The 15,093-nt window shown below is 41.5% G+C and carries 10 protein-coding genes; 6 read left to right on the plus strand and 4 right to left on the minus strand.

Annotated features, from left to right (window positions below; translation table 11 throughout):
- Positions 1–140 precede the first annotated feature (140 nt).
- Both AC57BQ_RS27510 and AC57BQ_RS27515 read right to left on the minus strand, forming a co-directional pair.
- Positions 141–1,697: an alginate lyase family protein gene (locus AC57BQ_RS27510; RefSeq protein ID WP_496409286.1), complete on the minus strand. Its 1,557-nt coding sequence runs from the start codon at positions 1,695–1,697 to the stop codon at positions 141–143.
- An 869-nt stretch (positions 1,698–2,566) separates the two neighbouring features.
- The gene (locus AC57BQ_RS27515) at positions 2,567–3,193 is read right to left on the minus strand and encodes a LysE family translocator (protein ID WP_496409287.1); all 627 of its coding nucleotides are present in this window, start codon (positions 3,191–3,193) and stop codon (positions 2,567–2,569) included.
- 160 nt (positions 3,194–3,353) lie between these two features.
- On the opposite strand from AC57BQ_RS27515, the gene AC57BQ_RS27520 reads away from it, so the two are divergent.
- On the plus strand, positions 3,354–5,642 hold the full coding sequence (locus AC57BQ_RS27520; protein ID WP_496409288.1) for a glycosyl hydrolase family 95 catalytic domain-containing protein: 2,289 nt from the start codon (positions 3,354–3,356) through the stop codon (positions 5,640–5,642).
- 383 nt (positions 5,643–6,025) lie between these two features.
- Positions 6,026–7,960 (plus strand): tetratricopeptide repeat-containing sensor histidine kinase, encoded by a 1,935-nt coding sequence (locus AC57BQ_RS27525; RefSeq protein ID WP_496409289.1) that lies wholly within the window; start codon positions 6,026–6,028, stop codon positions 7,958–7,960.
- 391 nt (positions 7,961–8,351) lie between these two features.
- Here the strand turns inward: AC57BQ_RS27525 and AC57BQ_RS27530 are convergent, their stop codons facing one another.
- Together AC57BQ_RS27530 and AC57BQ_RS27535 are read right to left on the minus strand one after the other, a co-directional pair.
- Positions 8,352–10,823 carry a TonB-dependent receptor gene (locus AC57BQ_RS27530; RefSeq protein ID WP_496409496.1) on the minus strand — a complete coding sequence of 824 codons (2,472 nt, stop codon included), beginning with the start codon at positions 10,821–10,823 and terminating at the stop codon, positions 8,352–8,354.
- 23 nt (positions 10,824–10,846) lie between these two features.
- Complete coding sequence (locus tag AC57BQ_RS27535; RefSeq protein WP_496409290.1) at positions 10,847–11,362, minus strand: DUF2911 domain-containing protein; 516 nt, start codon at positions 11,360–11,362, stop codon at positions 10,847–10,849.
- A gap of 221 nt (positions 11,363–11,583) precedes the next feature.
- On the opposite strand from AC57BQ_RS27535, the gene AC57BQ_RS27540 reads away from it, so the two are divergent.
- The 4 genes from AC57BQ_RS27540 (at position 11,584) to AC57BQ_RS27555 (ending at position 15,071) form a co-directional block, all read left to right on the plus strand.
- A complete protein-coding gene (locus AC57BQ_RS27540; protein WP_496409291.1) occupies positions 11,584–12,597 on the plus strand; it encodes a sensor histidine kinase in 1,014 nt (337 codons plus the stop codon).
- On the plus strand, positions 12,594–13,304 hold the full coding sequence (locus tag AC57BQ_RS27545) for a LytR/AlgR family response regulator transcription factor (RefSeq protein ID WP_496409292.1): 711 nt from the start codon (positions 12,594–12,596) through the stop codon (positions 13,302–13,304). Before AC57BQ_RS27540 ends, AC57BQ_RS27545 begins: the two co-directional genes overlap by 4 nt.
- Before the next feature lie 155 nt (positions 13,305–13,459).
- Positions 13,460–14,053, plus strand: coding sequence for an RNA polymerase sigma factor (locus AC57BQ_RS27550; protein ID WP_496409293.1), 594 nt, complete (start codon positions 13,460–13,462; stop codon positions 14,051–14,053).
- A 67-nt stretch (positions 14,054–14,120) separates the two neighbouring features.
- Positions 14,121–15,071, plus strand: coding sequence for a FecR family protein (locus tag AC57BQ_RS27555; protein ID WP_496409294.1), 951 nt, complete (start codon positions 14,121–14,123; stop codon positions 15,069–15,071).
- Positions 15,072–15,093 lie beyond the last annotated feature (22 nt).

The following is a 15,093-nucleotide window of genomic DNA, read 5'->3' on the forward strand; positions in this document are numbered from 1 at the left end:
CGTTTTTGACAACTTTTGATGCCTAAAAGTGTTAAAATAGAGCTTTAAAAAGTTTTGCAGGCTGCAGTCAGAACATCAATCTTAAAAATATCACCCCCGATTTATTAACCAGGGGTGATACTATTCGGTAATAAAATTTATTAATTCCCAACAGTAAATGATTCCCAGCCAGAAGCTGTAGCCCGGGTACAGGTCATGGCCTGCGTGCCGTTTTCGCTGCTGATAAATAAACCATTATTACCACGCAGGGTTACTTTGCCATCGGGGGTGGTTATCCAGTCGAACTTTTCCCAATCGCCGGCGGTTGCACGGTTACAGGTAATGGCCATAGTACCATTTTCGGATGATACAAATTTGGCTTTGCTGCGCAGGGATATTTTGCCGCCACCGGCATCAATCACGGTAAAATGCTCAGTATCGCCGGCAGTAGTGCGGGTACAGGTCATGGCTGTAGTACCGTTCTCACCACTTACATAGGCATTATTAAAGCCTTTAAGCGATATTACCGAACCAATTGGCGGATTTGAGCCTGTTGGAGGAGGTGTAGTGCCGCCGCCTACATTAAAGTGGGTATAAGAGGTAAAGCCTAAAAAGGTATTATCATTCGGTACACCCAACGGATCTTGCTGGTTACGTAATGATAACATATTAGCGGTACCATAATGATGATAAGCCACCTCAACACCCGGAAAAATAGGGCTCGAAGTTGAACAATAGTTACAGCCGGTGCTTTGGTTATAAGCGCTGCGCTCAAAATCATAGCCTGCGCTGATGCGGCTTGAAAGCGCGGTATAAAGCGAACCGTCACCTTGCATGTTTGCGATTTCGGCAGCATAGGTTAGGCCGGTTAGGGAATACTGGTAGTGCACGCAGTCCTGGCGGTCGCAAAGCTCGGGCATGGTGCCGTTGCTCTGTATCACTTGTGGCATTGCCGCGTTGACCGCGTCTTCGCCTGCCTGGAAAACACTGGCGCTGTTCAGGAAAACCCCGATAGCCATTTTGGCATAACCGGCAGATACGTTCCAGTTGTTATTATAGGCAGGTACGTTGTTGATGTAGTTGTTCTTTACATTGTTGAGGTAGTCGTTAAACTTATTGATATCCGTGGTCGACCAGTTGGCCGATACACCATTGGGTTTATAATACCTGATAATTTCGGCGGCTGCTACAAAGCTGGGTGTGGTCCAGGAAGCTTCAAGCGCGGGTTGATTAGGGTTGTCAGAGGCATCAATAGGGGCGTAGTTCTGGAAGGTGTATGACCAACCGTTTAGTATCGCGATACATTGGTTGGCATAGGTAACATCGGCTGTTTTGGCAAAACGCAGGGCCAAGGCGTAAGCAAGTTCGGCGTCCTTCCTGATCTGGCTTTTTGAGGGACTGGTATGCCCGTTTGATCCCACATAAACCGTTGTGTAAAATTGGGTCGGCAAAGCGTTATTGCTGATAAAATCGAGCACTTTTTGGTAGGCAGCTGTCCGGGTGGCGTCGCCGCTGTTCACCTGCGAGGCGATCAGGTCGAGATTAGCCTGTGTGTTGATTACGCCGGGATGGATAAAAGTGGTTACCGCACGCGGGCTGGTTTGTGGTGTGGCATCTGGTGTGCCACTTTTAATAGTTGATTTTTTACACTGGCACAAAAAAGCGCACAGGGTAAACAGGCAGGCAAAGGCCAGCCAATAGGAGATTTTCTTTCTCATAGCTTAAGAAATTTGGTTTATTGGTTTGGTTAGTTAATTCTTTGATCTGTACATCGATCTTAAACACCTTAACGAAAGTGTAGCTTCAGCACTCCGAAGTGCGTGGCCTTTTGTATCGATATACGCTATGTGCAATAGCAATATGATCAGCCGGATGTTAATGCAGGGTTTCTCATCATTTTAAATTGGTTTATGTTATAAAATTGGTTTATAGGATGCACAGGAAATAACAACAAAAGCCCTGAGCTTGTCTCGAAAAGAATTAGGTTTATAAAGTATAGGTTAATTAGTGGTTAACTCAAATTTATTTATTAGCTTTTATAAAAAGCTTATTTTCAGGTATTTATTTACGATAACGTTTTCGTTATGGCATACTATTATTACTTATAGCTGTAGTTGGCGTTGTGTTACTGATGAATAGAGGTTTAACCTGTAGCCTTCAACTAAGGGGGCAATTAAAAGGCACCTTGGCTGGAGGCCAATGGCTTTTCAAAGATAAATTTTTTACCGTATCTTTCCATAAGATAAGTAGTCATATAATGGGTAGACCACGCAAATATCCGAGATTCGAGGATCACTCACCCGGAGAGCAAACAATTATAGTTATATTAGCTATAATTGTTGTTATTGTAGTGATAGCTAAATTTTTAAGCAACCATTAAAAACACTTGTCACAACTGCTATATAATTATCAAAAAAGTGGGTTTACACTTTTTATATCAAAAATAAGTATAATAAATTGATATACAGTTGTTTAAGTGCTAATTTGCATTGAAAAGTGTAAACCATGTAAACCATGATTTTGCCTGGTTTATGGGGCCAACCTATGCTACATGTCAGTTGATGATCGACACGATATGGGGCCTATATTATCTTTTGGTAAAAGCTATTTTAATACCCATCAGCACAAAAGCTATAGCCGAGAATTTATTGAGCCAGGCGCCTATAAACGGGCTGTTTTTTAGCTTGACCGAAAATGAACCCGCGAAAAAAGTTAATATCAGGAGCCATAAAAATCCCATAATCGCATAAGTTATCCCCAGGAAAATAAAAGGCCGGGCATTATGGATATATGCCGGCTGTATGAACTGCGGGAAAAAAGCCAGGAAGAATATGGCCACCTTAGGGTTAAGCACATTGGTGAAAACCGCGGACACATAAGTTTTCCGGGTGGAAACCAATGGTGTCTTTCCGTCTTGTTTGATCATATTTCCGCCGGCGAATAATTTGGCGATACCCATGCCGATCAGATAGGCAGCTCCTGCATATTTGATGATACTAAAGGCCATAGCTGATTGCGCCAGGATGAGCGATAAGCCAAACGCGGCCAAAGTAGTATGTACCAGCACACCGGTAGTAATACCCAGGGTAGCGTATATGCCTGATTTTCGCCCCTGTGCAATGGATTTGTTCAGAATAAATACCGTGTCTATCCCCGGCGAAATAATAAACAAAAAGGAAGCGACAATAAAAGTAGCGTAGTTAATGATACCCATATTTCAAAGATAATGATTCAGGGAGAGTTAAGCAGGACGACAAGTATTTTATGAATGATTTGTGTCTGTTGAGGGATATTAGTAACATCGTAGAATCAAAACCATAAATTGCCAAAGAATGGTTTTAACCAATTCTTAATATCCTGGAACTATACCAATTATGAAAAAAGTAATCCTGATCATCGCTGGTCTTTTATTTTATAACGGCGTATCGGCACAAAATGAAACAAACCACGACTTAAAATTTGATACCCTGGCCAGGCATTGGGATGAGGCCATTCCCTTGGGTAACGGTATGCTAGGAGCGTTGGTATGGCAGAAGGGCGATCATTTACGCTTCTCCTTAGACAGGGCCGATCTTTGGGATCTGCGCCCGATGAAAGGGCTTCATCGTAAAGAATTTAGCTATCAGTGGGTAATTAATCAGGTCAACAAAAAAGATTATGCGCCGGTACAAAAGTATCTGGACGAACCTTATGACCATGAACCGGCTCCCTCCAAAATTCCCGGTGGCGCCTTAGAGTTTGATACTAAGGACTGGGGCAAAGTAAAGTCTGTCAATCTGCATCTACCCAACGCATTATGTACCGTTAAATGGGCAAATGGAGTTGTGCTGAAAACCTTTGTACATGCCACAGCGCCGGTAGGCTGGTTCAGGTTTGAAAATATCAAAACCGGTTTTGAACCTAAACTGATAGCCCCTAAATACCAGGGAGAAGTAAAGGTATCAGGCGATCCGGTTGGCGGGGATGATCTGTCACGCTTAGGCTACCCTGCCGGAACCGTTAGCCAGCAAGGCAATAGCATTACCTACAAACAAAAGGGCTGGGGTGGTTTTACTTACCAGATCAATGTAAGCTGGCATAAGGTAAATGCAAATGCTATAGAGGGCGTGTGGACGATCTCGTCACAGTATCCCGCTAAAAAAATAAACTCTACGGCTGCTGTAGTATCCGCGAACGCGTTAAAACGAGGCCTTCAAGCTGATTTCGATTCGCATGAAAACTGGTGGGATAATTTCTGGAGTAAATCGGCCATTCATATACCAGATGCCCTGTTGGAGAAACAGTGGTACCTGGAACAATACAAATTTGGTTCGGCATCAAGAGTAGGAGCTCCACCGATTTCGCTGCAAGCGGTGTGGACGGCAGACAATGGCCGCCTGCCACCCTGGAAAGGCGATTTTCACCACGATCTGAATACTCAGCTAAGTTATTGGCCCAGCTATAGCGCCAATCACCTGGATGAAGGCATAGCATACCTGAACCACCTGGATGCCAACAAAGCCAATTACGAACGGTATACAAAAATGTATTTTGGAAAAAATGGATTAGCTGTTCCGGGTGTTACTACCATGAATGGTACAGAAATGGGAGGGTGGATACAGTACTCGCTTTCACCAACGGTATCTTCCTGGCTGGGACAGCATTACTATTTGCAATGGCGCTATAGTATGGATAAAAACTTTTTGCGCACCCGGGCCTATCCATGGATAAAAGCAACCGCAACATTCATTGAAAGCCTGACAAGTTTGGATAGCAAAGGTTACCGTAAATTACCTATTAGTTCAAGTCCGGAGATCAATGATAACGATATTACTGCCTGGTTCCATCAAAATACCAACTACGATCTGGCTTTGATGAAATTTACATTTAAAGCCGCGGCAGAGCTGGCCACGGAGCTGGATCATCAGGCCGAAGCTGCACACTGGAAAAAGATATATGATGAGTTTGATGATTTCGCGATAACACCAGCCAATGAATTGATGTTTGCTCCTTCCATGGCATATAACCAGTCGCACAGACATTTTTCTAACATGCTGTGCATTTATCCGCTGGGATTGCTGAAATGGGAAGATGGCGAAAAGGCACAATCAGTGATCAAAAACTCCATTCATTTGCTGGATAGTGTGGGGCCTGCTTATTGGTGTGGCTACTCTTATTCATGGTTGGCCAATATGAAAGCCCGGGCAAAAGACGGTCAGGGCGCGGCTAAGGATCTGACCATTTTTGCTAAGGCGTTTTGCTCTATCAATAGTTTCCACTTAAACGGCGACCAAACCAAGTCGGGTTATTCTAAGTTTCAATATCGCCCATTTACATTGGAGGGTAACTTCGCATTTGCTTCGGGTTTGCAGGAAATGCTGCTGCAAAGTTATGCCGGCTTTATCGAGATAACACCAGCAGTACCCGCCGCATGGAAAAACCTTTCGTTTGAAAATTTACGGGCCGAAGGGGCTTTCCTGGTCAGTATAAAAAAAGAGGGTGGGCAGATTGATGAAGTGAAAATTGTATCGGAAAAAGGAGGGAAAACCAAATTGAAACTTCCTTTCAAAACATGGTTTGCCCAAAGCCAAACGGATGTCGAAATAGGAGCTATTAAAGACGGTCTGATTGATCTTGATTTTAAACCCGGTGCTGTGCTCGTTTTAAAAAACGGATATGAATGATCAGATCTTATCCAACATAAAGGAATACAACAGGAAAGCTGCTTTTTTGAGTGGCTTTCTTAAAAATTAGTTATAGATTGGCATCTCCCTTATGCAATAGTCTATTTTAATTTTCCCGGCAAAAAAGCAATTGAGTAATTTGATTGTTTATAAATACAAATTTTAACTTTACTAAAACCTTGTCCGTATACCTTTTATAAATGCTATCAAATGCTTAGCTTATGCCTTTGCCTTTATGCTTATATCTTACTAAATTAATAAAATGGAGTTGTTGGGGCCTCCTGTTAACTTGTGTTCTGTTTTTATCTGCCTGTAAACAGGTATCTACAAAAAATATCAATCACCCAGCTCTTGCAGATTCCATTATTGATAAAACCAATACTTTGCTCAATAGCGGGCAGCTGGAACGTTCTATTATCTATCTCGATTCTGCATACCGCGTTTTCCCCAACCCCGGGGTTACTGATCTCTGGAAAAAGTATAATCAGAAGGCTAATTATTATTTATACTACGATAAGAACCTGGTTAAAGAAAAGTTATATGCAGACAGCATGTTACTGATATTGAAAGGTAAGGAGCTGCAATATAAAAAAGAATATGCAGGCGCCATATTTGCCAAAGGAGACGTTTTGATAGTTGAAAAAAGATATGCTGAAGCATTTAAATGTTACTATGATGGTAAGACCTTTGGCGAAAAAAACCTGGATAGCTGTAGCTATTGCCAGCTCACTTATCAATTAGGAATGGTGAGGTATATACAGGGTAACTATTTAAGGGCCATTCCGTATTTTAAACAAGCGTTTGCCGAAAACAGCCATTGTAAGGCTGGCGCGGGTTTTAGTAATTTGTTTATTTATCCGCAATCACATCTCAATACCATTGCACTGTGTTTTGAAAGGGCCAACATGCCCGATAGTGCCATTTATTATTATAAACGCGCGCTAACCTTTATTAACCGGAACGCGGGGCGTTTTCCGGAAAAAAAGCAGTTTGCAGAGATGGCCCGGGCGGTAGTATATGGCAATTTGGGCGGTGTTTATGCTTTGATGAATAACTATACCGAAGCAGAAAAATATTTACAGGAAAGCATCCATATCAATAATCGACCAGGTTATGCTGTAGAAGACGCACAAACGGCGCAACTCAAACTGGCAGGCTTGTATGTTCAGTTTTCCAGGTTTACAGCAGCCGATTCCTTATTAAAACAAATTGAGCTTGACCTGCTTGCCGGGCGTGGAAAAAGCCAAAGCAATGCGGATAATCGCTTAAAGTGGAAAAAATTAAAATGGAAATATTATGATAAAACCCATCAGGTTGCACTGGCGTACCAGTATATTCAGCAATATGATAACATGCGCGATTCGCTTGATGAGGTCAGTAAGGGCTTAAAAATTGCTGATATAGACCAGGGTTTTAAGAACATCGAACAACAATATCGGCTAACCTTACTAAGCAAAAATGATCAGTTAAAAACCACCTACCTGGTTGCGATCGTTGTTTTTGCGGTGATGACGATCATTATTTTATTATTAGTATGGTATAACCTGAAGCGTTACCGGAATAGTGTTAATGAACTTACCAAACTGAACCAAAAGATCAGCGAGTACAATACGCAGATGCAAAAAACGCTTACCGCCCTGGAGCAAAGCCAGGAGGAAAATACCCGTATGATGAAAATGGTAGCACATGACCTGCGTAACCCGGTAGGTGCCATGATGACTGTTGCCACAATGATGTTGGATAACAAACGCGGACCCGGTGATGACCGTACCATGCTGGAGCTGATCAAAACTTCCGGAAAGAATTCACTGAACCTGATTGATGATCTTTTGCAAATTCATACCCGCCTCGAAGAACTTAAAATGGAGCCGGTTGATATGTTTACCCTGCTGCATTATTGTGTAGAACTTTTATATTTTAAAGCCGAAGCAAAGGGTCAGCAGATCCAACTGACAGCGGATCATCTCACCATTAGCGTTAACCGGGAAAAAATGTGGCGTGTGATCAGCAACCTGATCGCCAACGCCATTAAATTCAGTCCCAGCGGCGCTATTGTTAATGTACAGATGATCAGTAAGGAAGATAGCGTACTGATAACCATTGAAGATCATGGCATAGGTATACCAGCGGAAATGCACGATAAAGTATTTGATATGTTCACTGAAGCCAAAAGACCCGGAACAGCCGGTGAACAACCCTTTGGTATGGGATTGGCCATTTCTAAACAAATAGTAGAAGCACATGGAGGGCATATCTGGTTTGAAAGCAAACAAAACAACGGGACATTTTTCTATGTGGAGTTGCCGCTCAATAATTGAAGGTTTTTTGCCCGTCAAGTAGCAGTATAAGGCAATAAATTAACTTGAGCCCAGGATAAGCAGTTCAGGTTATTTAAAGACACCCTGAATACATTGCTTAAAGCGGATCAATGTAAACCCTATTATTTATGGTTTACACTGTAAACCGTTTTTTTTAATGTAAAATAAAGTAATTAATTGATTATCAATTATATGTATTAATGTAAACCATGAAAAGTGTAAACCATGTAAACCCAATTTTAACATAGCGGGCATCGGGATCAGGTTTGCATTCCTTATCCCGAACTTACATTAAATTAGGCATTTTCTTCTGAATGCCTAATTTCTACTAACTGATCTAAAGAACGTTGAAGAATTTTAGTATTGACCGAAAACATAAACTTTTTTATAACTAAGAAGCATCATCAATCCGCTTATCCGGATTATCTTCTTTTTTCTTGGGTTGTTTGTGGGCTCCTGTGCTTTTGCCAAAATGATAAGTGAAGCTTAAAGTGGCCCTTGAACCCAATGTACGGCGCTGAAAATCCAAAAGCAATGCATCGCTGCTTCTTAAGAATGCCCATTTACGGGTATTTAAAATATCAACGCTATTGAAACTTAAAGAAGCCTGGTTGCCCGGAAAATCGTATTTGGCACCCGCATCGAGGCCAAATGCCGGGCGGTTCCTGTCCTGGATTATAAAATCAGCCGCGCGGTAATCTGCCCGGATCTGTATAGCCAGGCTTTTTACGATAGCTATATTATTGGTAATGTTCGCGTTCCAGCTTAAACCACTGTTTGCCGCTATCCCAAATTGAGGGGAAGCATCATTTTGCCGTTCAAAAATGTTGGCATTGGCGGTAAAATCCCAGGCTTTGATCAAATCAAAATGCCCTATCAGCTCCAGTCCGGTGGTAGTAGAGTGCTTTAAATTCTGAGCCGTTGTGATGATAAGCCCATTGACCGGTGAGCTCTCGATATGCTTAATGACGTTATTAAGCCGACTATAGTAAAGGCTTGATGTAAATGAAATATTTTTCCAGTTTTTGTTGTACCCCAGTTCCAAAGAGTTGATACTTTCGGGTATCAAATGCGGATTGCCGGTTTCATAATTTGTTGGATCAGAAAAATCTGTTGATGGGTTAAGCTCTCTTGGAGTAGGCCTTGTTACCCGCTTGGTAAAGCTAAACTGTAGTTGCTGATCACCTTTAAATTTCTGCGTTAAAAACACACTGGGATACAAACCTTTGCTGGGAACTCTTATAGGTGTACTATATAGCAAGTTGTTGGCGTCATACCCTGTAAAAGTCGCGTTTAAGTGGGAGTCCTCAGCTCGTAAACCTACTTCATAACTAAAATTCCTGATCTGGTTTTGGTAGTTTAAATAAACAGCGTGAATCTGTTTATTGCTGTTGAAAAGATTGGTATAAGTATAGATAGGAGAGGGGATCCCATTGTTTAGATCATACGCGTACTGATTATTGTTACCCAAACTGATCTGGCTGTGATAACCGGCAGATATTTGTCCGGTTTTGCCCGTAGGCAATATATAATCGGCCTGTATATTGTAATTATTGCCATTGTTCCATATATCACTTTCTAAAGGAGCAGGGTCTGGTGGCGTAGGCCCTCGCTGGCTCGGCATATTTAAATGGTTTTGATAGACCTGAAGATTCCGGGAAGTGCCATGCGAATAAGAGAAATTGAAGGTTAGCTCCTCTTTGGGGTTTTTAAAGTGCTGGCTGTAATCCAGATCCAGCTCATAGCTCTTTCCATTGCTATTAGTGGTATTGTTTTGATGGCTTAACGATATGGGTAGGCTGCTGGCATCCAGGTTATTTATTTCTAAAAGCTCATCCCGGTGGGTATTGCGTAAATTGAGACTGCCGGAAATACTCAATATGCTTTTGGGGGCTAACGAATAATCAACGCCCGCTTTTACATTTTGTATCTTGTTATGGGTGGTAGAAGGGAAGGTTTCATTTGAAAAAACGGTTGCATCGGTTGGCTGTAAAAAGGTGAGGTATTGGAAACCGTTGCTGTAGGTATCGCCATCGCGCAGGCTGTAATTTCCATAAAGATTTACCTTGTCTGTTTGATAACTTAAAGCTCCACTGCCATTATAATTATTGCGGGCACCTGCGGCCACGGTTACCGAACCATTGAAACCTATTTTACTATTCTTTTTTAAAATGATATTGATAATGCCCTGGCCTTCGGCATCATATTTAGCCGATGGATTGGCAATCACTTCCACATTTTCAATAGAACTAGCCGGGATGGATTGAAGAATTTGTGTAACATCGCCGCCTGCAATAAGTGATGGTTTACCGTCGACCAGAACTTTTACCCCGGTTGAACCGCGTAAGCTCACATTTCCATTTACGTCAATTTGAAGCGTGGGTACGTTCTGTAACAGATCGGCAGCAGTACCCCCCTGGCTTACCAGGCTCTGATTTACAGCGAAAACTTTTTTCCCGTCTTTGTTTTGTATAGTAGGTTTTTTCGCTGTAACGGTTACCTCATTTAATACTTTATTGGGGGATGGATTCATTTGAATTTCGCTCAGATTTAAAGCACCATCGGGTGGATTGATGATGATGTTTTCTTTAACAACCGCGTTATAACCCAAATAGCTTAACCGGAGAGTAAATGTGCCCTGGGGTAAATTGTCCAGGGAAAAATTGCCGCTGATATCTGTTTGCGTCGCCTGAATATTAGTTTTAGTGGCGGGATTTATTAAAGTCACAGTGGCAAATGAAATGGCGTCATGGGTTTGGGCGTCCTTTACACGGCCGATTATCTTTCCGTTGTTTTGGGCATATAGTTTGTTGCTAATGCCCGAATGCATGAGTAGGATTATGACTAATTTCAACTTAAACACTTTCATCTGTATGGAGTTTGGGTTTATTTTACCGGAATGAAAATGGATCGCTTTTCCCAGTTTAATAAAACTCCTTTTGGAGTGATCTTATAAATGAGCATTTCCTGGTCATCAGGTAGGGAAGTTGTTTTTATATCAACGCGAAGCTGATCTTTGCTTTCATCATATTTGAAGGCGCCCCACTGGTTAGGTACTTTATTAAAAACAGCTATCCATTTACCTTTTTCTTTCGGTACCAGGAAAAATCCATATTTACCTGCCGGCAATTGTTGATGCGCTATTTTAATGCCTTTGTCGGTTTCAAACGTAGTGGCTTCATTAGCACCTGCACGCCAAACTGTATCATAAGGAACTAATCCGCCCCAGATCTTTCTACCTTTTACCGATGGGCTGCTGTAATGGATAGTGATGGTAGCATCACCTATTTTCCCGGTTACAGATTCCGCCGGGCTTACCCGTGGTTTAGGGCTTTGCGCATAGGCCGGGGCCGATAGAGTTACTGCGATTAAAAGCAGATAAATGTTTTTGAATGTTTTCATGACTTTGATTTTTGATGATCAAAGCTGCTTTTTACAAATCACCTTCAAGAATCTTTTCGACCCACTTGATTCGATCTTTAACGAAAAGGGGTATTTATTCGACAACATGGCTTTTGATGTCCTTTTGGCCAATCATCTGAATTTTTGGGGCAATTGCAGAAAATAATAGCCCAATGATGTAAAACAATACCTTAAAACATAAAAGGCTGGTATTTTTGAACATGAAAATAAAAAGACCCAGTACTACCCTGCTTCAACTGCTCATCTGGGTTGCTGTATTATTGTTGATCTTTTTTTCAGCATTACCGATGGATGGCGTCCGGAAGTCTGTAATATCTACCCTAATCAGTACACTTTCCTATGCGATTATTATTTATGGAAATATCCTGGTCTTGTACCCCATGTTTTATCAAAAAAAGAAGTTTGTTTGGTACGGTATCCTGGTGGTACTTTTTCTTGTGGTTGTCGGGATGTTGCGCGGGTATACATCCATCGTGGCTTATCAGTATTTTTCAATCATAAAACCAGTTCACATCAAATTCTTGAATTTGCTCTATTATGTTCCAAGCGGGATCCTGATCTATATTCTCAGTCTTATTTTTCGTATTTCAATTGCTTACTTTACGTTAAAACAGCAAACAGAGGAGATCATGCTTCAAAAAAGCCAGGCCGAGCTCAATTTACTCAAATCGCAGGTACAACCGCATTTTCTGTTTAACACATTGAATAATATTTACTATAAGGTTTATAAAGTTGACCCTCCCTCGGCCAACCTGATAGAGCGTTTGTCAGATATCATGCGTTATTTTGTTGACGAAAGCCCGAAGGACGTAGTTCCATTGACAACCGAAGTCGCGTTTATTGAAAACTATATGGCGTTGGAAAGAATTCGTATCAGGTACGGTGTTACCATTAACTTCGAGAAAGCGTATCAGGCGGAACTACGTATCCCTCCAATGTTACTGATGACCTTTGTAGAAAATATATTTAAACATGGGATCAATAAGTCGAGCAAACAAAACCAGATAGATATCTCGTTAATCCAAAAAGATGGCTATCTGCTTTTCAAGACCAGCAATCGCCGGTTTAACCCGACGGTACCGACTGATTCAAACGGATTTGGGATTGCGAACTTGACAAAAAGACTATCGATGCTGTATGGCTCAAATTTTGAGTTAACTACTAAGAAGGACGGGGAACTATACCACGCTTTTTTAAAAATACCGCTTGTATGAATTTAAGCTGCATAATTATTGATGATGAGCCTGATGCAGTTGATCTGCTGGAGTTGTTGATAAAACAAAGCACAGAATGGCAGCTCAAGGCCAAGTGTTATGATGCATTGGAGGCGTTAGCGTTTTTAAAGAAAAATCGCGTCGATTTTATTTTTTTAGATATCAACATGCCCCAGCTTACGGGTATGGAACTGGCTACTTTATTGCCGCCTCAAACCAAAATTGTTTTTACCACTGCTTATTCAGAATATGCAGCAGAAAGTTATACTTTTCAAACGATTGACTATCTGCTAAAGCCCATCACCTTAAAGCGTTTCCTGTCATCAGTGCAAAAAATAGAACCTTATTTTTTGAAACGCGAGCCGGAAAGACTTGCAAATACCGAACCAGACAGGGATTACTTTTTTGTGAAATCGGGGAAAGCTTTTAGAAAAATATCACTGAAGGATATTCTGTATTTTGAAGGAGAGAAGGACTATGTAAGATTAGTTACCTCACAGGAGCAGTTATTAATTTACCGCAGGTTAAAGGACATTGAGCAACAACTTTTGCTGCCATTTATCAGGGTACATAATTCTTATATTGTCAATTCCGAACAATTAGTTAAAATAGAAGATAACCATATTTTTATCGGCGACAAGCGCCTCCCTGTAAGCGAAAAATTCAGGAGTAGTTTTATGGAGATCATCGACAAAAAGAAATTTTGACCCTTCATTGCTTCCAGCGCTAATCTATTAATCTCAATCCTTTTAATTTTCCAGATAATCGCCTGAGTTCAAAAATACAGTCATGACAACCATAGGGTGGTTGTTTTCTTAAAGTTTAGTTAACATTAGTAGTGTAGGTTTGTGGCAAACAAGTCATGGAAATTGCCGACGCTATTTTACTCTCACGTATCCGGGAAGACGATCATTCGGCTTTTGACCTGATGTTTGAGCGTTATTGGGAACGGCTATACCGGGCAGCCTTGTCCAGGCTTGATGATGAAGCGCAGGCACAGGACCTTGTGCAGGAGATTTTTATTAAACTCTGGCAGCGCAGGCATACTTTAGCCATCCAAACCACTTTGGAGCAATATTTAATGAGCGCTGTACGATTTAGTGTGATCAGTTATTTCAGATCTCAAAAAGTTGCGCATGTTCGTCTTGAAGATGCCTTGCAGCGAGTGGAGTTGCTTGAGAATTCAATACATGATCATGCCGGGTATCTTGAGCTGGAGCAGACACTTGAACAAGCTGTTAAACATATGCCTGAAATGCTGCAAAAGGTTTATCAATTGCGCAGTGAAAACCATTCTGTAAAAGCAATTGCCAGTGAGCTGGGACTGGCCGAACAAACGGTAAAAAATTATATCTCCGAATTGTTACGAAGGCTACGCATCGTTGTTTCTGAAAAACACCCCGAACAAAGTGCCGCTTATATCGCCTTGATCTTATTGTGCTTCACAATTAATTAACAAAATGTTGATGTAAATTATAAGTACCTGAGGGGCTTTTTGACGACTTACTGTTGAAAACCCCATCATGGAGCTACGTAAATTTATAAAACAACTTCGCCGGTACCAGAAAGGTACAACTAATGAAACTGAAAAAGCCATCATTGAAGCCTGGTATGATTCGTACGAGGGCGAAAATGAAAAGCAGGCCTTATCTGCGGAGGAGCGGGAGCGGGTCAGAAATGCCATACACGCAAACATTAGTGAATCTATCCATATCAATAAATCAACACCTCCATTATGGTTCAATTACCGCATTGCTGCAAGTGTTTTGTTGCTATGCTCTTTGTCTTCGCTAATTTATTTCCTGCTCAGGCCCGCGACTCCGGTTCCGGAAACCTACACTACTTTACGTACGGTTAACGGAGAGGTTAGGAAATTAACGCTGCCCGATAGTTCGGTGATATGGTTAAACGCGCAAAGCCAGGTGCGTGTACCTTCCAATTTTGATAAAAACATACGCCAGGTTTATTTAGATGAAGGTGAAGCCTTTTTTGAAGTAAAACACAATACTCATAAGCCATTCAGGGTTGTTACTGCCCCGCTGCAGGTACAGGTTTTAGGAACCTCGTTCAATATCAATGCCTATCATAGTTTGCCCCATGTTAAAATTACGGTGCTTACTGGTAAAGTAGGGGTAAGCAAGGGGGCAAAAATGCTATCATTCCTTACGCCAGGGCACGAGCTCACTTATCTGACCAGTAAGGGAACTTTTGAACAGAAAGAAGTAGACGCCAATCAGAGCCAAAGCTGGAAAGACGGTGATATCTATTTAAATCATGTAAAATTTGAGGAACTATCTCTTGTTTTTAAAAACCTGTATGGCCTTACTTTAAAAGCGGGTAACCAGCGTGTACATGACTATCTGTTCAGTTTACGTATCAAACGCGATACGCCTGCTTCAGAAACACTAAAACTCATCAGCGCGATACATAATGCACATTTCAGAAAGGAGGGCACTAACGTAATTATTTATTAGCCCTAATTAATAAAGAAACCGG

It is taken from the genome of Mucilaginibacter sp. BGA-UO-ETr-C110, from assembly GCF_059567985.1.

Coding starts and splice junctions, on each gene's coding strand:
- AC57BQ_RS27510 (WP_496409286.1), bottom strand. CDS start 1,697: ATGAGAAAGAAAATCTCCTATTGGCTGGCCTTTGCCTGCCTGTTTACC.
- AC57BQ_RS27515 (WP_496409287.1), bottom strand. CDS start 3,193: ATGGGTATCATTAACTACGCTACTTTTATTGTCGCTTCCTTTTTGTTT.
- AC57BQ_RS27520 (WP_496409288.1), top strand. CDS start 3,354: ATGAAAAAAGTAATCCTGATCATCGCTGGTCTTTTATTTTATAACGGC.
- AC57BQ_RS27535 (WP_496409290.1), bottom strand. CDS start 11,362: ATGAAAACATTCAAAAACATTTATCTGCTTTTAATCGCAGTAACTCTA.
- AC57BQ_RS27540 (WP_496409291.1), top strand. CDS start 11,584: ATGAAAATAAAAAGACCCAGTACTACCCTGCTTCAACTGCTCATCTGG.
- AC57BQ_RS27545 (WP_496409292.1), top strand. CDS start 12,594: ATGAATTTAAGCTGCATAATTATTGATGATGAGCCTGATGCAGTTGAT.
- AC57BQ_RS27550 (WP_496409293.1), top strand. CDS start 13,460: ATGGAAATTGCCGACGCTATTTTACTCTCACGTATCCGGGAAGACGAT.
- AC57BQ_RS27555 (WP_496409294.1), top strand. CDS start 14,121: ATGGAGCTACGTAAATTTATAAAACAACTTCGCCGGTACCAGAAAGGT.